This window comes from Streptomyces sp. NRRL B-24484 (assembly GCF_000717715.1).
In the GTDB taxonomy this organism is placed as follows: domain Bacteria; phylum Actinomycetota; class Actinomycetes; order Streptomycetales; family Streptomycetaceae; genus Kitasatospora.
Map to the genome: position 1 here is coordinate 157,448 of NZ_JOAI01000020.1, position 20,049 is coordinate 177,496.

Here is a 20,049-nt window from a genome sequence, read left to right on the forward strand (position 1 = left end):
CGTGTTGCGCCCTTTTCTGGAGCGGCACACCAGTCGGCCGAGTTCGGGTGTCCTAGCCCCGATCAGCCCGCAATCGACATGGAAGCCGAGAGTCACCCCATGACCGAGCAGTCGTCCGTCGCCCGCGCGTTCATCGACCGCCCCACCCCGATCACGGCACACACGGTCCAGCAGAAGCCCTCGGGCATGCCGTTCCACCGCTACGTACCCTTCGGCACCGTCGACCTGCCCGACCGCACCTGGCCGAGCAAGGTGATCACGCAGGCCCCGCGCTGGCTGTCCACCGACCTGCGGGACGGCAACCAGGCCCTGATCGACCCGATGTCCCCGGCCCGCAAGCGCAAGATGTTCGACCTGCTGGTGAGCATGGGCTACAAGGAGATCGAGGTCGGCTTCCCGTCCTCCGGTGCCACCGACTTCGCCTTCGTGCGCTCCCTGATCGAAGAGGACGCGATCCCGGCGGACGTCACCATCTCGGTGCTGACCCAGGCCCGCGAGGACCTGATCGAGCGCACCGTGGAGTCCCTGAAGGGCGCCGCCCGGGCCACCGTCCACCTGTACAACGCCACCTCGCCGCTGTTCCGCCGGGTGGTCTTCAAGGGCAGCAGGGACGACATCAAGGCGATCGCCGTCGACGGCACCCGCCTGGTGATGGAGTACGCCGAGAAGATCCTGGGCGACGAGACCGTCCTGGGCTACGAGTACTCGCCGGAGATCTTCATCGACACCGAGCTGGACTTCGCGCTGGAGGTCTGCGAGGCGGTCATGGACGTCTGGCAGCCGGGCGAGGGCCGCGAGATCATCCTGAACCTGCCGACCACCGTCGAGCGGTCCACCCCGAACGTCTACGCTGACAAGATCGAGTGGATGTCGCGGAACCTGTCCCGCCGCGAGTTCGTCTGCCTGTCCACCCACCCGCACAACGACCGCGGCACCGGCGTCGCCTCCGCGGAGCTGGCCGTGATGGCCGGCGCCGACCGCGTCGAGGGCTGCCTGTTCGGCCAGGGCGAGCGCACCGGCAACCTGGACCTGGTCAACGTCGGCATGAACCTGTTCTCGCAGGGCGTCGACCCGATGATCGACTTCTCGGACATCGACGAGATCCGTCGCACCGCCGAGTACTGCAACCAGATGGGCGTCGCCGAGCGCCACCCCTACGCCGGCGACCTGGTCTACACCTCCTTCTCCGGCTCCCACCAGGACGCCATCAAGAAGGGCTTCGACGCCCTGGAGGCCGACGCGGCCGCCGCCGGCGTCCCGGTCTCCGACTTCACCTGGGGCGTCCCGTACCTGCCGATCGACCCGAAGGACGTCGGCCGTTCGTACGAGGCTGTGATTCGGGTCAACAGCCAGTCCGGCAAGGGCGGCATCGCGTACGTCCTGAAGAACGACCACAAGCTGGACCTGCCGCGCCGGATGCAGATCGAGTTCTCGAAGAACATCCAGTCGAAGACCGACGCCGAGGGCGGCGAGGTCACCCCGGCCGAGATCTGGGCCGTCTTCCAGGACGAGTACCTGCCCACCCCGGGCAACCCGTGGGGCCGCATCTCGCTGGACGGCCCGCGCAGCCTGACCACCGAGGACGGCCGCGACGTGCTGCACGCCGAGGCCGTGGTGGACGGCGAGCGGACGGCGCTGACCGGCTCCGGCAACGGCCCGGTCTCCGCCTTCGTCGACGCCCTGGCCGGCATCGGCCTGGACGTCCGCGTCCTGGACTACGCCGAGCACGCGCTGAGCGAGGGCGGCGACGCCCAGGCCGCCGCGTACGTCGAGTGCGCCGTCGACGGCAAGGTGCTGTGGGGCGTCGGCATCGACGGCAACACCGTGCTGGCCTCGCTGAAGGCCCTGGTGAGCGCCGTCAACCGCGCGCAGCGCAGCTGACACGCCGGAACGACGTGTACGAGGGGCCGCCCGCGGGGGCGGCCCCTCGCCGCGTTTCCGGGCCGTCCGGCCCCTCCCGTCACCCCGTGTGTCCTGCGCCACATTTTTTCGCCCCGGCACCCGTTCGGGGTGCTGACACGTGCCCGTAACCGTGGCAACATCGACGCACCGGAACCGGGGTCGGTGGGACGGCCAGCGGAGTCCGGTCGCGTGACCTGCCCGCAGACGTGCAGGCCGCCTGCCATGTCTGGGGAGTGGCGCCGTGACAGGGTTGTGGGGTGTCCGTCCTCGCTGGCGGACTGACGTCCTCGGTGACTTCTTCTGCCCGGGCTGCGGCGGCGACCGCAACTACCGCCGACAGCACGGCCGGCGGTGGCTGCGGTTGGTCGGCACCCCGGTCCTGCCGCTCGGCCCGGTCATCGGCAGCGTGCAGTGCACCAGCTGCCACGGGCGCTACGGCGTCGAGGCGCTGGAGCAGCTCACGTCCGTCCGGCTCGCCGCGATGCTCCGCGACGCCCAGTACACCGTCGCCCTCGCCGTGCTCGCCGCCGGCGGCTCCGGCAGCCGGGCAGGCCGCGACGCCGCCTGCGCCCTCATCCGCGAGGCCGGCTTCGACGACTGCGGCGAGGCCCAGGTGCTGGCCTCCCTCGCCGCCCTCACCGGCCGCAGCGGCGGCGAACCGCAGGACGTCGACGACACCGCCGCGAGCGGCGCCGGCGGCCTCGCCATCGAACTCCACGCCGCCCTCGAACCGCTCGCCCCGCACCTCGCGCCGGCCGGCTGCGAACGCCTCGTCCTGCAGGGCGCCTGGATCGCCCTCGCGGACGGCGGCTACCTGCCGCAGGAGCGGGCCGCCCTCGCCGCCGTCGGGCGCTGCCTGCGGATCGGACCCCCGCGGGTCGAGGACCTGCTGGAGGCCGCGACCCGCGCCCCGCGCTGACGCCGCACCGTCCCCGTCCACCCCGTTCCCCGCCGTCCTTCCCCGCCCTCCCCGCGCGTCCCGTTCCTCCGCGCCACCGCCCCCCTGCCGACTTCTGCTCCGCCGTCTCCCGCTCGGCCGTCTCCCGCTCGGCCGTCTCCCGCTCGGCCGTCTCCCGCTCGGCCGTCTCCCGCTCGGCCGTCTCCCGCTCCGTCGCCTTGTGCTCCGCCGTCCGTCGTGCGCCGGTCTCCCCGCCGCGCGCCCTTTGACCGGGCCCGACTCCCCCCTCCCGGGCCCGCCGTGTCCCGCACCGAACAGGGCGATCCCCCCGGCCCCGGTGCGGGCTCACGGCTGCCCCCGTCCGGTCGTGGGTCCGGTCGTGGGTCCGGTGGTGGGGGCGGATCGGCCGGGTCGGACAGGTGCACCGAAGGGCCGGGCCGGCGTGCGCGAGAATGGGGGGATGCCCATACTGTCCGCCCGGAGTGTCGCCGCATGAGCCTGTTCCGCGACGACGGCGTGGTCCTGCGCACCCAGAAGCTCGGTGAGGCCGACCGGATCATCACCCTGCTCACCCGCCAGCACGGCCGGGTCCGCGCGGTCGCCCGCGGCGTGCGCCGCACCAAGTCGAAGTTCGGCGCCCGGCTGGAGCCGTTCTCCCACGTCGACGTGCAGTTCTTCAGCCGGGGCAGCGACCTGGTCGGCCGTACCCTGCCGCTGTGCACCCAGGTCGAGACCATCGCCCCGTACGGCGGCCGGATCGTCGGCGACTACGCCCGCTACACCGCCGGCACCGCCATGCTGGAGACCGCCGAGCGCTTCGCCGAGAACGAGGGCGAGCCCGCCGTCCAGCAGTACCTGCTCCTGGTCGGCGGCCTGCGCACGCTCGCCGCCGGGGAGCACGAGTCGCACCTGGTCCTCGACGCCTTCCTGCTGCGCTCCCTCGCGGTCAACGGCTACGGCGCGAGTTTCGGCGCGTGCGCCAAGTGCGGCCTGCCCGGCCCCAACCGGTTCTTCTCGCTCCAGGCCGGCGGCGTGCTCTGCGCCGACTGTCGGGTCCCTGGAAGTGCCGTACCCTCCCCTGAGACACTGGTCCTGCTCGGCGCACTGCTGTCGGGGGACTGGCAGACGGCGGACTCCTGCGAGCCCCGGTACTGGCGCGAGGGCAGCGGGCTGGTGGCCGCCTATCTGCAGTGGCACCTGGAGCGGGGTATCCGCTCGATGAGATACGTGGAGAAGTGAGCATGGCAGCACGACGGCTCTTCGGCAGCAAGCAGCGGGTGTACGAGACCCCCGCGCCGCACCCGAGCGGCGCCCGCCCGCCGAAGATCCCCGGCGAGCTGGTGCCGAACCACGTGGCGTGCGTGATGGACGGCAACGGCCGCTGGGCCAAGGAGCGCGGCCTGCCCCGCACCGAGGGGCACAAGATCGGCGAGGCCGTCGTCCTCGACGTGCTCCGCGGCTGCCTGGAGATCGGCGTCAAGAACCTCTCGCTCTACGCCTTCTCCACCGAGAACTGGAAGCGGTCCCCGGAAGAGGTGAAGTTCCTGATGAACTTCAACCGGGACGTCATCCGCCGCCGCCGCGACGAGATGGACGCCCTGGGCATCCGTATCCGCTGGGCCGGCCGCATGCCGAAGATGTGGAAGAGCGTCGTCCAGGAGCTCCAGGTCGCCCAGGAGCAGACCAAGGACAACACCGCCATGACGCTGTACTTCTGCGTCAACTACGGCGGCCGGGCCGAGATCGCCGACGCCGCCCAGGCCATCGCCCGCGACGTCGCCGCCGGCCGGCTCGACCCGAAGAAGGTCAACGAGAAGACCTTCGCCAAGTACCTGTACTACCCCGACATGCCGGACGTCGACCTGTTCCTGCGTCCCAGCGGCGAGCAGCGCACCTCCAACTTCCTCGCCTGGCAGTCCGCCTACGCCGAGTTCGTCTTCCAGGACGTGCTCTGGCCGGACTTCGACCGCCGTGACCTGTGGCGCGCCTGCGAGCAGTACGCGCGGCGCGACCGCCGCTTCGGCGGGGCGATCCCCAACGAGGTGGAGGCCGCCGAGGCCGCCGCCGCGGAGGTCCCGGCACAGCGCTGACGGGCGCACCTGCCTGCTGCGTGCACGCGAGAGGCCCGGGCCGACCGGCCCGGGCCTCTCGCGTGTTCGGTTGCCGTGCTGTTCAGCTGCCGTGCCGTTCACGTGCCGGCGCTGTTCGGGCGCCGCGCGGTCAGGGCTTCTGCGCGCAGTTCCCGCAGGTGCCGAAGATCTCCAGGGTGTGCGCGATGTCGCTGAAGCCGTGCTCGGCGGCGACCGCGTTCGCCCAGTGCTCCACCGCCGGACCCTCCACCTCGACCGTCGCACCACAGCTGCGGCACACCAGGTGGTGGTGGTGCCCGCTGCTGCACCGCCGGTAGACCGCCTCGCCCTCGGCCGTCCGCAGCACGTCCACCTCACCGGCCTCGGCGAGGGACTGCAGCGTGCGGTAGACCGTGGTCAGACCCACCGAGTCGCCCCGGTGCTTGAGCATGTCGTGCAGTTCCTGCGCGCTGCGGAAGTCCTCGATCTCGTCCAGCGCCGCCGAGACGGCGGCTCGCTGCCGAGTGGATCGGGCTCGCGGCGTCGGGCCTGCGGTGGTCACCGTGGGTCCTCCTGGGGGTGGGATGCTGTCGCACCTCATTGTGCCAGCCCCCGGCCCGCGGACGGCTCGCTCTCGCGCCGTCCGTCCCGGCCCTCGGACGCCCCCTCCCGGCCCGCCGCCCCCTCCCGGCCCGCTGCCGCGGCCCGGCCCGCCGACTGGGCGGGCAGTACCACGTCGCAGACCTCGGGACCGGAGTCCGGCGCTGCCCGGTGGCGCCGCCGGGCCAGCGGCCCCGCCACCGCACCCAGCAGGGCGAAGGCGGCGATCGCCAGCAGCACGATGGCCGGACCGGACGGCACGTCCGCCTGGTACGAGCCGGCCACGCCGAACACCGCCACGGTGATCCCCAGGCCGACCGCCGCCGCCTGGGTCGCCCGGAAGGAACGCGTCACCTGCTGCGCCGCCGCTACCGGGACGACCATCAGCGCACTGACGAGCAGCAGGCCGACCACCCGCATCGCCACCGTGACGGTGACCGCGGCCATCACGGCCAGCAGCAGGTTGAGCAGCCGGACGGGGATGCCGGTCACCCGGGCGAACTCCTCGTCCTGGCAGATCGCGAACAGCTGGCGGCGCAGCCCGAAGGTGACGGCCACGACCACCGCGGCGAGCACCGCGATGGTGGTGAGGTCGCCGGGGCCGACCGTGAGGATCGATCCCCACAGGTAGCTCTCCAGGTTGCCGCTGCCGGCCTGGGCGCTCACGCTGACCAGCAGCTTCCCGCAGGCCATGCCGCCGTAGAAGAGCATCGCGAGGGCGATGTCGCCGCGCTGGTTGCCGCGCGAGCGGACGAGTTCCATCACGACCGCGCCCAGGACGCAGACCACGACGGCCATCCAGACCGGGCTGGTCTGGAACAGGAAGCCGAGGCCGACGCCGGTGAGGGCGACGTGCCCGATGCCGTCGCCCATCAGCGCCTGACGCCGCTGCACCAGGTAGACGCCGACGGCCGGCGCGGTGATCCCGACCAGCACGGCGGCGACGAGCGCCCGCTGCATGAAGTCGAACTGGAGCATCTCGATCATGCGAGCAGTCCTCGGGGGTGGGTGTGGTCGTCGGCGTGCGGGTGGACGTGGTCGTGGCCGGGCAGCGCGTGCTGCCCGACGCCCTGGGGCGGCGGGCCGTCGTGCGCCACGCAGCCGTCGCGCAGCACCACGGCGCGGTCGATGAGCGGCTCCAGCGGGCCGAGTTCGTGCAGGACGAGCAGGACGGCGCAGCCGCGCTCGGCCTCCCGGCGGAGGATCTCGGCGAGCACCTGCTGGCTCGCGACGTCGACGCCGGCCATCGGCTCGTCCATGATCAACAGGTCCGGTTCGCCGACCAGCGCGCGGGCGATCAGCACCCGCTGGTGCTGGCCGCCGGAGAGCCCGGCCACGCCGTCCTCGGCGCGGTCCAGCATGCCGACCGCGGTCAGCGCCCGGTCGACCGCGAGGCGGTCGCGCCGGCGGAAGGGCAGCAGCCGGTGCTGCGGCAGCCGCCCGGTGGAGACCACCTCGCGGACGGTCGCCGGAACGCCGCCGGCGGCGGTGGTGCGCTGCGGCACGTAGCCGATCCGGCGCCAGTCGCGGAACGAGCGGTACGGGGTGCCGAACAGCTCCAGGCGTCCGTGGTCCAGCGGGACGCCGCCGATCACCGCCTTCACGGTGGTCGACTTGCCCGAGCCGTTGGCGCCGAGCAGGGCCACCACCTCGCCGGGGCGGACGGTGAGGTCGACGCCGCGCAGCACCGGGCGGCCGCCGACCGAGGCGGCGGCCTCGCGGAGGTGGACGGCGGGCGGCCCGCCGTCGGCGGCGGCGTCGGCCGTAGCGGTCGTTTCGGCGGCGGCGTCGGCCGTGGTGGTCGTTTCGGCGGCGGCGTCGGCCGTGGTGGTCGTGGCGGTCGTCCCTGTGGCGGCGTCGGCCGTGGTGGTCGTCCTGGTGGCGGTGGTCGCTTCGTGGGCGGTGGGGGCTTCGGGCGCGGTGGCGCGCTCGGGGAGGACTGGGCTCATGGCGTGGTGTCCCGTCAGCTGGTGGCGCCGAGCGCCGCCCGGAGGTTGGTCAGGTTCTGCCGCATCACGGAGAAGTAGTCGCCCTTGCCGCCCTTGATGCCCTCGATGGGGTCGAGCACGGCGGTCTGCAGCTTCAGGTCCTTGGCGACGCTGGTGGCGAGCGCGGGGCTCACCAGGCTCTCGAAGAAGATGGTGGTGACGCCGTGCTCGCGGGCCGCCTGCTGGATCGCGGCGAGCCGGGCCGGGCTGGGCTCGGCCTCCGGGTCGACCCCGTTGATCGCTATCTGCTCCAGGCCGTAGTGGTCGGCGAGGTAGCCGAAGGCGGCGTGGCTGGTGACGAAGGCCTTCCCCTTCGAGCCCTTCAGACCGTCCTGGAAGTCCTTGTCCAGCGCGGCGAGGCGAGTGACCAGGTCGGCGGTGTTCTTCCGGTAGTCGGCCGCGTGCGCCGGGTCGGCCTTCGCGAACTCCGCACCGACCGCCTCGGCGACCGCCGCGTACCGCGTCGGGTCGAGCCAGATGTGCGGGTCACCGGCCGGGCCGCCGTGCTCGTGACCGTGGCCGTCGGCCTCCTCGCCGCCCTCGTCGAGGTGGTGGTCGACCAGGGGGGAGGAGGCGGTGGCGTCGACGATGTGCCGGGAGTGGGACTGCTCGACCGCCTTGTCGACCGTCGGCTGCAGCCCCTTCAGGTACAGCACGGCGCCGGCCTTCTGGACGGCGCCGACCTGCTTGGCGGTGAGTTCGAGGTCGTGCGGCTCCACGCCGGCGGCCGTCAGATCCGTCACCTTCACGTGCTCGCCGCCGATCTGCGCGGCGAGGAACTCCATCGGATAGAAGGACGCGACCACCGACATTCTGCCGCCGGCGTCCTGCGCACTGCTGGTGCCGCCGCAGGCCGTCAGCCCGAGGGCGGCGGCGAGGGCGGTGGCAGTGAGGGCGACGGCCTTGGCGGGGCGGCTGGTGCCGCCGGAGGGTCGAGGGAGCGTCATGACAACCATTCTCATCTTATGTGGAAATGATTGTCAACTCACCCGATCGGGTGAGCGGTGTCCGCTGCGCGGGTGGACCGCCGTGGGCCGGGGGAGTGGCCGCCCGGTCCGGCGGGTGTGCGGAGCGGCGACGGGCGGTGGGACGACCCGCACGGCTGAACCGGACCGCTGAGCCGGACCGCCGGACCGGACCGCTGAGCCGGACCGCCGGCCCAGACCGCTGAGCCGGACCGCTGAGCCGGATCGCTTAACCGGACCGCTTAACCGGAGCGTCCGACCGCGCGGTGTCCGGCGGACGTGCGCGGCGGCTCTGCGGGGCCTCGGGGACTCCGCCGGAACATGCGGTGCGGCCGATACTGATGTGACTGCACCACCCCCGATCCCGGTAACCTGAGGTATTCGGGTGCGCGCAACCAGCCGCGCCCAGACCGTGCCGTCGTACTGAAGAGAGCACTGTGGCCGCCGACAAGATCGACACGATCGTCAGCCTGAGCAAGCGCCGTGGCTTCGTCTACCCCTGCAGCGAGATCTACGGCGGAACCCGCGCCGCCTGGGACTACGGTCCGCTGGGTGTCGAGCTCAAGGAGAACATCAAGCGCCTGTGGTGGCGGGCGATGGTCACCGCTCGTGAGGACGTCGTCGGCATCGACTCCTCGGTGATCCTCGCCAAGGAGGTCTGGGAGGCCTCCGGCCACGTCGCCACCTTCAACGACCCGCTCACCGAGTGCCTCTCCTGTCACAAGCGCTTCCGCGCCGACCACCTGGAAGAGGCGTACGAGGCGAAGCACGGCAAGCTGCCGGCCAACGGCCTCGCCGACATCAACTGCCCGAACTGCGGGAACAAGGGCTCCTTCACGGAGCCCAAGGAGTTCTCGGGCATGCTGAAGACGCACCTCGGCCCGGTCGAGGACGGCTCCGGCCTCGCGTACCTCCGCCCGGAGACCGCGCAGGGCATCTTCACCAACTTCAGTGCCGTCCAGACCACCTCGCGCAAGAAGCCGCCGTTCGGCATCGCCCAGGTCGGCAAGAGCTTCCGCAACGAGATCACGCCCGGCAACTTCATCTTCCGCACCCGCGAGTTCGAGCAGATGGAGATGGAGTTCTTCGTCAAGCCGGGCGATGACGAGAAGTGGCACGAGTACTGGCTCGAGCAGCGCTGGAACTGGTACCGCGACCTCGGCCTGCGCGAGGAGAACATGCGCTTCTTCGATCACCCGAAGGAGAAGCTCTCCCACTACGCCAAGCGCACCGTGGACATCGAGTACCGCTTCAACTTCGGCGGCACCGAGTTCTCCGAGCTCGAGGGCATCGCCAACCGTACGGACTACGACCTCTCCGTGCACAGCGAGCACTCCGGCAAGGACCTGCGCTACTTCGACCAGGAGTCCGGCGAGCGCTACTTCCCGTACGTCATCGAGCCGGCAGCCGGTCTCAACCGCGCCATGCTCGCCTTCCTCATCGACGCGTACTTCGAGGACGAGGCGCCCAACGCCAAGGGCCAGATGGAGAAGCGCGTCGGCATGCGGCTCGACCCGCGCCTCGCCCCCGTCAAGGTCGCGGTGCTCCCGCTCTCCCGCAACGCCGACCTCTCGCCGAAGGCCCGCGGCCTCGCCGCCGACCTGCGCACCGCGTGGAACGTCGACTTCGACGACGCCGGCGCCATCGGCAAGCGCTACCGCCGCCAGGACGAGATCGGCACGCCGTTCTGCGTCACCGTCGACTTCGACACCCTTGAGGACAACGCGGTGACCGTCCGCGAGCGCGACACCATGGCCCAGGAGCGCGTCTCCCTCGACCAGGTGAAGTCCTACCTGGCCGCCCGCCTGATCGGCTGCTGACCCCGGTACGACCGATCGGGTCCGATCGACCCGAGCCGACCTTCCCGGTCTGCTGACTCGGCCCCCTCACTGCAGTTCTCTGCGATGAGGGGGCCGAGTCGTTCGCCGCCGGGGCGGGCCCGCGCTGCCGGGACTGGCCTACGCCGTGGTGGGTGGGCCTGCGCCGCGGGGGTGAGTGGACGGGGTCAGTAGTGATCGCGGTCGTGGTGCTGGGCGCGGTCGCGGGAGGGGGTACGGGCGCTGCGGGAGCGGGGCGCGGGTGGTGCGGTCGGTAGCCCTGCCGAGCGGAGGGCGGCCAGTACGGCTCGCGCACGGCTCTCCTCCAACACGGCGGCCGCGTCGAGCAGCACCCGGTACAGCTCGCGGTGCGGCGTCAGCACGCGTCCCAGTTCGGCGAGGTCGGCGGGTGAGCGCAGCCCTGCCGTCTCCCGCACCAGCAGGGCGGCCAACTGCGGAGCGGTCGGATCGGGCCGCCCGTCCTGCGCCGCCGTCCTGTCCCTGCCGTCGAGGAGGACCAACTCCTCGACGGTCGCCGCCAGATCGGCGATCAGGCGGCCGGCAACCTGCCGCAACAGGTGTCGGACATCTGCGGTGCGCCCGGCCGAGGCCAAGGCGCCGGCCAGGGAGGCCAGTTCGGCTGGCGGGGCCGAGGCCCACTCCCAGAGGAGGGTCTGTCCGTCGGCAGCCTGGCCGGCCCGCTCCAGCGCGGCGAGCAGTGCCGGCAGGGCCGGGCCCGGTACGGCCCACAGGGCGTGGAACAGTTCGTTCGCCTCGTCCGCCAGGCCCGCCCGGCGGAGCTCCGCGAGGGTGCCCGCCGCCTGGTCCGGCGAACCGTGCACGGTCGCGCGGACGAGATAACCCGCCGCACCGTACGGCCCCCGGGACCGCAGCAGATCCGCGAGGCGGGCCACGTCCGGTGGCGCGAGCGTCACCGCGGCCTGTGCCGCGACGGCCGCCGATTCGTGTGCCGAACCGCGTCCGTGCAGCTCGCCGATGCGGGCCGCTAGCGAAGCCAACTCCTGTGCGCTGCGCAGTGGTGGGGGTGGGGCCGAGGTGGCGGGTTCGGCGGGGGTTGCGGCCTGTGCGGTCTGACCGGCCTGTCCGGCGTGTGCCGCCCGTCCGCCGGTGGCTGGTGCGGGGTGGTGTCCGGTCGCTTCGGCGACGGCACCTCGGCCACCCCCGAAGCGGGCTCCACGGACCGGCGTCGCCACTGGTGCCGACGGCGGAGCCATACCTTCGGCCTCGACCACGGCGTATTCCGGTGCGTCTGCCTGGACAGGCTCCGACTCGTCCAGGAACGCACCGCCGAAGCGGGCTCCAGTGGGCCGCTTGCGCTTCGGGGGCTTCCGCGTGGGCACCGGCCGGACGGGCGCATCGGCCGTCGGTGGGTCTGTGTGGGGCGGTGCAGTCGTCAGCGGCGTTGATGTCGGCCTTGGCGTTGGCGTCGGTGGAGTGGGCGGCGCCGGGGGTCGGGGCGGGGCTGTTGGGGTCGGTACGGCAGCGGTGTGGGCGGCTGATGTCGGCGGGGACATAGCGGACCCGGGCGCAGCGGAACCGGGGACGGGGGGCCCAGAGACGGGAGGCCCGGGCGGTCGTGACCTGTTCTGAGGAGGACGGGTGTTGTAGGAGGTGCCGGTGTTGTGGGAAGCGCTGCTGTCGGTCGACCAGGGACGGGTGGCGGCGGTCTGCTGGTGCGGAATCGCGTCCTGCTGCCCGCTGACGCCCTGGCCGTACGGCTCACGGTAACTGTGTTGGGGGACACCGCCGTTCTGTCGGAACAGGTCCTCCAATGCCAGGAGTCGCTCGCTCAGATCGAGGCAGCGGGTGCCCAGTCCTTCCCGGAGGGCCTTGGCCTGTGCCAGGCGCCGTAGCAGTTCCGGGTCGGGTTGTTGCTCCGGTTGGGCATAGCCGTGTGCCCGGTCGAGTTGGCTCGCCGCCTGCACCGCCTCGGCGAGCCGTCGCTCCCGCTGCGCTGCGTACTGCCGCGCTCGGAGCAGTTCGTCCAACTCCGTCCGCAGCCTGTGGATGTCCGTTGCCGTGGGCCCCAGCTCCTGCACTGTCATCCCTCTGTCCGACCAGCCTCTCCGCCTCGGGGCCGCCCAGCCGGCCCCCTGGCCCTGCCTCGGGCCATCCTCACCAAGCCATACGGCGTCGGTGTTACAGACGTGAGTCCACCGATTTTCGGCGAATGACGTTGCAGGTGGCGGGGGTTGAAGTCGTCGGAAGAAGTGGGCGCGGCGCGCGGGTGGTTGCCCGAGCCCGGTGCGGGGCGGTGCGGGAGGCCCGCCCGGCCCCGTCTCGGTGCGCCGGGCGGCTCAGGCGATGAGCCGGGCCCGGGCCTCCATCAGTGCGAAACCGAGCAGGTTCAGGCCGCGCCACTCGTGCGGTCGGGTGGCGCGCTCGTTGTCGGCCGCCAGGCCGATACCCCAGAGTCGGTCCAGCGGACTGGCCTCCACCAGGACGCGCTGCGACGTACCCAGCAGGTAGTTCCGCAGCGCCTCGTCCTGCCCGAACTTGGCCACGTTGCCGGCGACGACGAGTTCGAACCGCTCGGCGACCCACCGCTCGTCGTCGAAGCCCCGGACCATGCGGCCCAGCTTCTTGGCCTCGCCCGGGGTGGGCGCCGTCAGAATGCGGGCGAGCGTCTCCTCGTCCTGGAACAGGCGGGCCTTGCCGGCCATCATCCAGTGTTCCGCGGTGCGGTAGGTGACCCCATCGACGGTGAACGCTCCGGGCCACCACTGGCTGAGCGACCCGGCACCGATCCGGCCGTCGGACTCCGGCCGGTGGCCCCAGAAGAGCAGGTACTTGGGCCGGGCGCCCGCCTCGACCAGGGAGACCAGCTGCTCACGGGTGCGGGTGTCGGCCGGTGCGGTGGGTTCCTCGGTCGTCATGGCGTCATGCTCCCATTCATCGCCGACACTCTGCTTCCGGTTTTTTCCGCCCACCTGGGAACACCCCTCTCTCCACTCCCGCAGGTCAGGCGACCGAGCGCGGGAGTCGCATGCTGAGCGCGGCGATGATCGCCGAGCCGCCGAGCTGGATGGCGAGCACCAGCGCCAGCGCATGCGCGAAGCCCATGGTGGGGGACACCGCGAGGAAGAGCGTGCCGAGCGTAGCGACGCCCAGCGCGAGGCTCGACTGCTGTGCGGTCGCCAGAACGCCGCTGCCGACACCCGCCCGCTCGGCAGGCACCTTGGACAGCACGACCCTGAACAGCGGAGTGCCGACCAGGCCCTGCCCGATCCCCGCCAGAGCGACCCCGGGCAGCATCCGCAGCGGTGAGAAGTGCGTCCAGTCCGCCAGCACGGTGGCCAGCAGCGTGGCCAGTCCGATGCCCTGGATCACGGCACCGGCCGTGATGACCCGGCTGCCGAACCGGCTCACGAGACGCGGGCCGGAGAGCGACGCCGTGAAGTACCCCGCGGCCATCGGAACCAGCGCCCAGCCGGCGGCGACCGGTCCGAGCCGGAGCCCGTGCTGGAGCAGGATCGCCACCACGAACATGAAGCCGCCGAAACCGGTGAAGTACGGCAGAGCGATGCCGAGCCCACGCCGCATCTCGGGTATCCGCAGCAGCGACAGCGGCACCAGCGGCGTCCCGCCCATCCGCTCGGTCCTGCGCTCCACGATCAGGAAGGCGGAGGCGAGCACGGGGAAGAGGCCGAGCAGTACCCACGTCCACAGCGGCCAGCCCACGGCCCGACCCTCCATCAGAGGGACGAAGAGGGAGAGCAGCGCTCCGGTCAGCAGCACCGTGCCGGGCACGTCCACGCCGGCGGCCCGGCTCGCCCGTGTCTCCGGGACGTACGCGACGGCCAGGACGACCGTCAGCAGGGCGAACGGCACGTTGAGCAGGAACACGGCGCGCCAGCCACTCCCGAACAGGTCCGCCGCGACCATCATGCCGCCGAGGACCTGGCCGATCACGACGGAGATGCCACCGACCGCGCCGTAGATGCCGAGGGCCCGGGCGCGCTGGGCTCCACTGCTGGCGGCCGTGATGGTCGCCAGGACCTGGGGGAGCAGCAGTGCTGCCGACGCCCCCTGTGCCACGCGTGCCGCCACCAGGGTCCAGGCTGTCGGGGCGAGGCCGCAGGCCAGGGACGTCACGGCGAACAGTGCTGCGCCGGCGACGAACAGTCGGCGCCGACCGAGCGCGTCGCCGAGACGGCCGCCCAGGACCAGCAGGACGGCGAAGGCGATGCCGTAGCCGGCGGCGACGAGCTCCAGAACCGCAGGGCCCGCCGCGAGGTCGTGGTCGATGGTGGGCAGGGCGACGTTGACGATGAAGAAGTCGAGCATCGGCAGGAAGGCGCCGAGCAGGACGGTGACGAGGCCGGCGACACCCAGGGTGGGGGCGTCGGCGGCACGACCGGCGAGTGAGGTGGTCCGTGGAAGCGTCAGTTGCTGAGTCACGGCGTCTACGATCCGCCGTACCGCACCCTGGTACCAGACACGGCTTATCCAGGTATAACAAATACCTGGCAACAGGATGTGCAGAGGAGCATCCTGGTAGTCATGGCTACAAGCATCGCCTCCACAGGCCGCTCGACGGCACCCGCCCGTGAGCCCGGTACCACTCCTGCTGCCGTTGCCCGGGCGGGCAGGGGTACGGGCAGCAGGGTCCCGCTGGGCGAGGCCGGGGCCGCCGGCCCCACGGCCGGGGCGGACGCAGGATCGCGCGGCACCGCCCCCGGGGCGTCCGACCGGACGGCCCGGGGAGAGCAGCGGACCGTCTCGACGAAGGCCGCCCCTGCAGCGACGACCGCCGGTAGGGCCGATGGTGAACTCGCCCCCGCCGCTGCCCGGCGGCAGGAGCTGGCGGCCTTCCTCCGCAGCCGCCGTGAGCGCATCTCCCCCGAACAGGTGGGTCTGCCGGAGACCGGCCGCCGCCGCACACCCGGCCTCCGCCGCGAGGAGGTTGCACACCTCGCCACCGTGGGAGTCACCTGGTACACCTGGCTGGAGCAGGGGCGGGACATCCAGGTCTCCGCCCAGGTGCTGCAGTCGGTGGCCCGGGCGTTGTTGCTCGACCCCACGGAGCGCGCCCACCTCTTCGTGCTGGCCGGCGCCGAGGACCCCGCGCCGATCGTCGAATGCGCCACCGTCACGCCGGCCGCTCGGATGCTCCTCGCCCAACTGGAGCCGATGCCGGCCGCCGTGCTGAACAGCCGCTACGACGTGCTCGCCTACAACCGCGCCTACACCTGGATCGCGGGTGACCTCGACGCCCTTCCGTTCGAGGACCGCAATCTGATGTGGCTGGCCTTCACCGGATCCGAGTTCCAGCGAAGCCTCGTCGACATCGAGGAGGCACGCCCCGCCATGGTGGCCAAGTTCCGTACCGCCATGGCCGATCACGGGGCCGAGCCCGCATGGAAGACCCTGCTGAACCGGTTGCGCAAGGCCTCGCCCGATTTCGAGGAGATGTGGCAGCAGCACGAGGTCGCCGGCCTCGGCAACGGCTTGAAGCGCTTCCTGGTGCCGGATGTCGGCCTGATGCGGTTCGAGTACACCAATCTCTGGCTCGGCCCGCAGCCCGGCCCGCGACTTGTCGCCTACACGCCGCTGGACGAGGAGACGCGGAGCAAGTTGGAGGCCCTTGCCGTCCGTTCCTGAGCGGGACGATGCCTGTGGGGGGCGAGTCATCGACAGCCTTCCGCGGAGGGCCGAAAGGCGCGGCCTCAGTCGGAGGACGGTACCGAGTGCGAAGGGCGGGACCCGGTGCGTGCGGCGGGTGGGTCCACTCGGGTGCTCGAAGACCGTACGGTCGGCCGCCAACAGGAGGCAGAGCAGCGAGAGCGGCAGCTCGGCGGCAAGCGCCATGGTGAGTGCGGTCGCCAGTTCGGCACGATCGCCCGCTGTCGAGACGTCGACCAGGGCGTCCACGCCGAGCAGGAACCCGGCGAGGCGGGCGGCCGAGCGGGCAGCCGCACCGTTGCTGCCCGGCCGCAGACCCGCCGTGAGCAGTGCTGCCGCCTCGGCCGCGTCGAGCAGGGCCCAGCCCCCGAGGTGCGTCGCTGCCAGTGCGACCGCCCAGGGGACCAGCGCGACCCCGCACACGACGAGCAGCCGGTGGTGGCTCACGCGGCGACCCCCGCCCGCAGCCGGATCGGCGGACAGCCGGGGCCACTCACCAGGACGCCGGTTGCAGGTGCGGCACACCAGGCCAACCAGAACGCACCCAGCACCGTGGTCACGCCGGCGGGAACCCGCTGACTGGCCCGCCGGCCACGGGTGAACGCCACCGCCGGCACCGAGCCGTCCGCGCACAGCCGTCCCCAGGCGAAGGCGCCGGGATGGCCGCTGCCGGGCCGTCGTCGTGCACCTCGGATCACGCCCCCGGCCAAGGAGGAGGTCACCAGGACATCGATCAACTCGCCGTTTTCGTAGACCTCCAGGGTCGCCCGGCGCCCGCGCCCGGCGGAGCCCCGGACCGACCAGGGGCCCATCACCGGCAGGGCCATGGACCGTCGGGCGGGTGGGGGGACCCGGCTCCGCGACGGCGGCGCGCCGTCACGGCCACGGACCGTCGCGCCGGCTTCGCCTACCAAGGGCTCATGGGCATCGTCACCGGTCGGTGGGCCGACGCCACCCGCGGTCCCCGTCCGCCCCGCGCGACCGATATGCCGTAAGCCGGTCGCGTGGTCGACCGCCCGCGGGTCCGTTGCGAAACCCCTGCCGTGGTCCTCCGCCCCGCGCACCGTCGAATTCGCTTGGCCGCACGCCGTGTTGCTCCCGGAGCCGTCCGTCGTGCGGTTCGCAGTGTCGTCGGCGGTGCGGTTCGTGCTGCTGTCCGTCGTGTTCGTCATGCCGACAACATTCGCGGTCCGCACACGCCCTTGTCGTTGGCGCACTCTTCACTGTTGATGGTGAAGCTGGCTTCACCATCAACAGTGAAGAGCACTTCATGGTGGAGCTGATCGCGCGCCAACTAATCTTTCCGCCATGTCCGATTCCGAGCTCCGCAACCCCTCCGCGTCGCTTCTCCGGCGCGTTCGCGGGGCGGCGGCTGCCAGGCGGGACGTCCTGTTCGTGGCCGCAGGCGTACCCCTGGGCCTGCCGACCCTCCTGACCCTCCTCGATGCCACGTCCGCCGTGGCCCTACTGGTCCTTCTCCCCTTCTGTTCCGATCTGTTGACGACGACTCAGCGGAGCCGCCTGCGCGTCCTGCGCGACGTGGACGTGCCGAGCCGGCTGCCGCCCGACGCGGGGTGGACGAGGCGCCTGAGAGCCGGGATGACGTGGCGCCAGATGCTGTACCACGTCCTCGTCGCACCGCTGTTCGCGACCGCCGGTCTCCTCGTCATGGCGGCCGCGGGAGCGGGCCTCGTCATGGCGACGCTCTTCGCCTGGATCTGGCTGCTGCCACTGGACACACCGCTCCGTCCCGGACTCGGGTGGACGGCCGAGGGCGGCTGGGTCACCGCAGCCGGTGTGGCGCTGCTCCTCCTCGCGCCCTGGGCGTTCGGCTGGATCGCCCGGGCCGACGAGCGGATCACCCGGGCGTTCCTCGGCCGCAACCGGGCCGAGGTGCTGGAGGAACGGGTGGAGCGGCTCGCGGTCAGCCGGGCCGGCGTGGTGGACGCCGCGGACGCGGAGCGGCGACGGATCGAGCGGGACCTCCACGACGGTGCCCAGCAGCGCCTGGTGTCCCTCGCCATGAACCTCGGGCTCGCCCGTCGGACACTGACCGACGTCCCTCCGGAAGCCATGCAGGTCATCGTGGAAGCACACGAGGAGGCCCAGGCCGCCATCGAGGAGCTGCGCGACCTCGTGCGCGGCCTGCACCCGGTGGTCCTGGAGGACCGCGGGCTGGATGCGGCGCTGTCCGGCATCGCCGCCCGGAGCCCGGTGCCGGTCCGCATGGACGTGGATCTCCGGGGCCGCGTGGCACCTGCTGTCGAAGCAGTCGCCTACTTCACGGTCTCGGAGGCGCTGGCGAACGCGGCCAAGCACGCCCGGGCATCCCGGGTCGACCTCTCCGTCCGCAGACTCGGCGACCGGCTCCGGATAGTCATCGGCGACGACGGCATCGGCGGCGCCGATCCCTCCCGAGGCAGCGGCCTGACGGGCCTAAGGAAACGAGCGGCCTCGGTCGACGGCACGCTCACTGTCATCAGCCCCCTCGGGGGCCCCACCACTCTCACTGTGGAGCTGCCGTGCGTGCTGTGATCGCCGAAGACTCCGTCCTCCTGCGGGTCGGCCTCATCAAGGTGCTGGAGTCCGTCGGCTACGAGATCCCGGCCGCGGTCGGCGACGCGGAGTCTCTGTTGGCCGCGGTCGAGGAGCACAAACCGAACGTTGCGATCATCGACGTCCGGATGCCACCGGACTTCGCGGACGAGGGTGTCAAGGCCGCGCTGATGATCCGCCGGCAGTGGCCCGACGTGGCCGTCCTGCTGCTCTCCCAGTACGTGGAGGAGCGGTACGCCGCCGACCTGCTCTCGGCCAACACGAGCGGAGTGGGCTACCTGCTCAAACAGCGCGTCGCCAACGTGGACGACTTCCTGGAGGCCCTCCAACGGGTGGCCGACGGCGGTACGGCCCTCGACCCCGAGGTCGTCGCCCAGCTCCTCGTCCGCAAGGACCGCGATCCGCTCCGCAAGCTGACTCCGCGCGAGCGCGACGTCCTCGCACTCATGGCAGAAGGCAGATCCAACGCCGGCATCGCCGCCTCCCTCGTGGTCAGTGACAGTGCCGTGGCGAAGCACATCAACGCCATCCTGATGAAACTCGACCTGCCGCAGACGGATGCCGATCACCGCAGGGTGCTCGCCGTCCTCCGCTTCCTGGAGGTGGGCTGACGTGGGGGCCGGCCCCATCACCGAGGACTCCGCGGCCCACCGCCCAGGGGCCGGCGCGGCAGGCAGCGAGCGAGAACGCAGAGTCTGGCGCGCCGTAGCGATCATCGTTCTGACGCTCACCGTGCTCGCCGGGGCCGGGATGGCCTGGGGTGCGATGGCGTACCGGGCCACCACGACCTCGCGGACCTTCCTCGCCCCGGTCGCCGCGGTGGAGATCAATGCCGCAGGTGCCCAGGTACGGGTCGAGGCCGGTGCTCCGGACCGCGTCACGGTGGACCAACGGGCCGACTGGGCACTCCGGCAGCCCTCGGTCGACGAGAGCCTGCACGAGGGCACCCTCCGAATATCCGTTCACTGCGGCACTGTCGTCGGGCCACTGGACACCGACGCCTTCGGGTGCGGGCTCCTGCTCGACATCCGCATTCCGGCGGGGGTTCCGGTGCGCGCTCGGGGCACGTCCGGCGGGTTCACCGCCCGAGGGCTCTCCGGCGAGATCCGGGTAGAGACGACCTCGGGGGCGATCCGACTGGATGCGGTGAGCGGACCGGTGTGGGCGAAGGCCACCTCCGGGCAGATCACCGGCGAGGCCCTGGCCTCCAGCCGCATCCGCGCCGTCCTGACCTCCGGGCAGCTGCTGCTCATGTTCGCCCGCCCACCGGTGGAGGTGACCGCCACGGCCACCTCCGGCCAGGTCGACCTCGGACTCCCGGCCGACCCTGCCGGCTACCGCATCGACCACCGCACCACCTCAGGCGCCGTGGACATCAGCCCGGCGCTGAGATCGGACACCTCCACCCACCACATCGACATAGCCACCAGCTCCGGCCAGATCAGCGTGGAGAAGGCCACCACCTGACACTTCCCCGCACCCCACCGTCACCTGCACTGCGCGCACACCCTCACCCTCACTCGCACCCTGCCCACACCCACACCCACCCCGCCCCCCGCGCCCACGCCAGCGCCCGGCCCCACCGCCCAGCTCCACCCCGCCCCGCGC

17 protein-coding genes are annotated in these 20,049 nt (G+C 72.1%); 9 read left to right on the plus strand and 8 right to left on the minus strand.

Annotated elements, in window-relative coordinates; genetic code table 11:
- The first annotated feature begins 99 nt into the window (after window positions 1-99).
- From leuA to IE98_RS0119685, 4 genes are all read left to right on the plus strand, one after another.
- Entirely contained in the window at window positions 100-1,881 is a 1,782-nt protein-coding gene (gene leuA / locus IE98_RS0119670; RefSeq protein WP_030270629.1) for a 2-isopropylmalate synthase, read from the plus strand.
- Window positions 1,882-2,143: 262 nt separating this feature from the next.
- Window positions 2,144-2,821 carry a hypothetical protein gene (locus IE98_RS0119675; RefSeq protein WP_030270631.1) on the plus strand — a complete coding sequence of 226 codons (678 nt, stop codon included), beginning with the start codon at window positions 2,144-2,146 and terminating at the stop codon, window positions 2,819-2,821.
- Window positions 2,822-3,292: 471 nt separating this feature from the next.
- Complete coding sequence (gene recO, locus IE98_RS0119680) at window positions 3,293-4,039, plus strand: DNA repair protein RecO (protein ID WP_030270633.1); 747 nt, start codon at window positions 3,293-3,295, stop codon at window positions 4,037-4,039.
- Between the two features lie 2 nt (window positions 4,040-4,041).
- Complete coding sequence (locus IE98_RS0119685; protein WP_030270635.1) at window positions 4,042-4,890, plus strand: isoprenyl transferase; 849 nt, start codon at window positions 4,042-4,044, stop codon at window positions 4,888-4,890.
- Window positions 4,891-5,020: 130 nt separating this feature from the next.
- Here the strand turns inward: IE98_RS0119685 and IE98_RS0119690 are convergent, their stop codons facing one another.
- Genes IE98_RS0119690 through IE98_RS0119705 form a run of 4 tightly spaced genes read right to left on the minus strand, consistent with a single transcriptional unit; the run spans window position 5,021 to window position 8,404 of the window.
- Window positions 5,021-5,431, minus strand: a complete 411-nt coding sequence (locus IE98_RS0119690) for a Fur family transcriptional regulator (protein WP_030270637.1) — start codon at window positions 5,429-5,431, stop codon at window positions 5,021-5,023.
- A 35-nt stretch (window positions 5,432-5,466) separates the two neighbouring features.
- Entirely contained in the window at window positions 5,467-6,453 is a 987-nt protein-coding gene (locus IE98_RS0119695) for a metal ABC transporter permease (RefSeq protein ID WP_052390710.1), read from the minus strand.
- A complete protein-coding gene (locus IE98_RS0119700; RefSeq protein ID WP_234443598.1) occupies window positions 6,453-7,418 on the minus strand; it encodes a metal ABC transporter ATP-binding protein in 966 nt (321 codons plus the stop codon). Before IE98_RS0119700 ends, IE98_RS0119695 begins: the two co-directional genes overlap by 1 nt.
- Window positions 7,419-7,432: 14 nt before the next feature.
- Window positions 7,433-8,404 carry a metal ABC transporter substrate-binding protein gene (locus IE98_RS0119705; protein ID WP_043174591.1) on the minus strand — a complete coding sequence of 324 codons (972 nt, stop codon included), beginning with the start codon at window positions 8,402-8,404 and terminating at the stop codon, window positions 7,433-7,435.
- A gap of 455 nt (window positions 8,405-8,859) precedes the next feature.
- Here IE98_RS0119705 and IE98_RS0119710 point away from each other — a divergent pair, with 455 nt between their 5' ends.
- Window positions 8,860-10,242, plus strand: a complete 1,383-nt coding sequence (locus tag IE98_RS0119710) for a glycine--tRNA ligase (protein ID WP_030270643.1) — start codon at window positions 8,860-8,862, stop codon at window positions 10,240-10,242.
- A 185-nt stretch (window positions 10,243-10,427) separates the two neighbouring features.
- Here the strand turns inward: IE98_RS0119710 and IE98_RS0119715 are convergent, their stop codons facing one another.
- From IE98_RS0119715 to IE98_RS0119730, 3 genes are all read right to left on the minus strand, one after another.
- Entirely contained in the window at window positions 10,428-11,258 is an 831-nt protein-coding gene (locus IE98_RS0119715; protein ID WP_078661136.1) for a hypothetical protein, read from the minus strand.
- A 1,299-nt stretch (window positions 11,259-12,557) separates the two neighbouring features.
- Window positions 12,558-13,136, minus strand: coding sequence for an NADAR family protein (locus IE98_RS0119725; protein WP_052390704.1), 579 nt, complete (start codon window positions 13,134-13,136; stop codon window positions 12,558-12,560).
- Between the two features lie 85 nt (window positions 13,137-13,221).
- Entirely contained in the window at window positions 13,222-14,661 is a 1,440-nt protein-coding gene (locus IE98_RS0119730; RefSeq protein ID WP_267882351.1) for an MFS transporter, read from the minus strand.
- A gap of 402 nt (window positions 14,662-15,063) precedes the next feature.
- Between IE98_RS0119730 and IE98_RS0119735 the strand changes: the two genes are divergently transcribed.
- Window positions 15,064-15,864, plus strand: coding sequence for a helix-turn-helix transcriptional regulator (locus IE98_RS0119735; RefSeq protein WP_043174624.1), 801 nt, complete (start codon window positions 15,064-15,066; stop codon window positions 15,862-15,864).
- A gap of 464 nt (window positions 15,865-16,328) precedes the next feature.
- On the opposite strand, the gene IE98_RS49250 is transcribed toward IE98_RS0119735, so the two are convergent.
- Complete coding sequence (locus tag IE98_RS49250) at window positions 16,329-17,057, minus strand: hypothetical protein (protein ID WP_159400982.1); 729 nt, start codon at window positions 17,055-17,057, stop codon at window positions 16,329-16,331.
- Window positions 17,058-17,193: 136 nt separating this feature from the next.
- Here IE98_RS49250 and IE98_RS0119745 point away from each other — a divergent pair, with 136 nt between their 5' ends.
- Genes IE98_RS0119745 through IE98_RS0119755 form a run of 3 tightly spaced genes read left to right on the plus strand, consistent with a single transcriptional unit; the run spans window position 17,194 to window position 19,908 of the window.
- Window positions 17,194-18,420 carry a sensor histidine kinase gene (locus IE98_RS0119745; RefSeq protein ID WP_030270655.1) on the plus strand — a complete coding sequence of 409 codons (1,227 nt, stop codon included), beginning with the start codon at window positions 17,194-17,196 and terminating at the stop codon, window positions 18,418-18,420.
- A complete protein-coding gene (locus IE98_RS0119750) occupies window positions 18,408-19,052 on the plus strand; it encodes a response regulator (protein WP_043174593.1) in 645 nt (214 codons plus the stop codon). The genes IE98_RS0119745 and IE98_RS0119750 overlap by 13 nt, the downstream gene beginning before the upstream one ends.
- 1 nt (window position 19,053) lies before the next feature.
- Entirely contained in the window at window positions 19,054-19,908 is an 855-nt protein-coding gene (locus IE98_RS0119755; protein WP_030270660.1) for a DUF4097 family beta strand repeat-containing protein, read from the plus strand.
- Window positions 19,909-20,049: the final 141 nt, after the last annotated feature.

What these genes read in the sequence shown, in the direction of transcription:
- IE98_RS0119700 (WP_234443598.1), bottom strand. Translation starts at nt 7,418, where the DNA reads ATGAGCCCAGTCCTCCCCGAGCGCGCCACCGCGCCCGAAGCCCCCACC.
- IE98_RS0119725 (WP_052390704.1), bottom strand. Translation starts at nt 13,136, where the DNA reads ATGACGACCGAGGAACCCACCGCACCGGCCGACACCCGCACCCGTGAG.
- IE98_RS49250 (WP_159400982.1), bottom strand. Translation starts at nt 17,057, where the DNA reads ATGACGAACACGACGGACAGCAGCACGAACCGCACCGCCGACGACACT.
- IE98_RS0119685 (WP_030270635.1), top strand. Translation starts at nt 4,042, where the DNA reads ATGGCAGCACGACGGCTCTTCGGCAGCAAGCAGCGGGTGTACGAGACC.
- IE98_RS0119705 (WP_043174591.1), bottom strand. Translation starts at nt 8,404, where the DNA reads ATGACGCTCCCTCGACCCTCCGGCGGCACCAGCCGCCCCGCCAAGGCC.
- IE98_RS0119745 (WP_030270655.1), top strand. Translation starts at nt 17,194, where the DNA reads ATGTCCGATTCCGAGCTCCGCAACCCCTCCGCGTCGCTTCTCCGGCGC.
- recO (WP_030270633.1), top strand. Translation starts at nt 3,293, where the DNA reads ATGAGCCTGTTCCGCGACGACGGCGTGGTCCTGCGCACCCAGAAGCTC.
- leuA (WP_030270629.1), top strand. Translation starts at nt 100, where the DNA reads ATGACCGAGCAGTCGTCCGTCGCCCGCGCGTTCATCGACCGCCCCACC.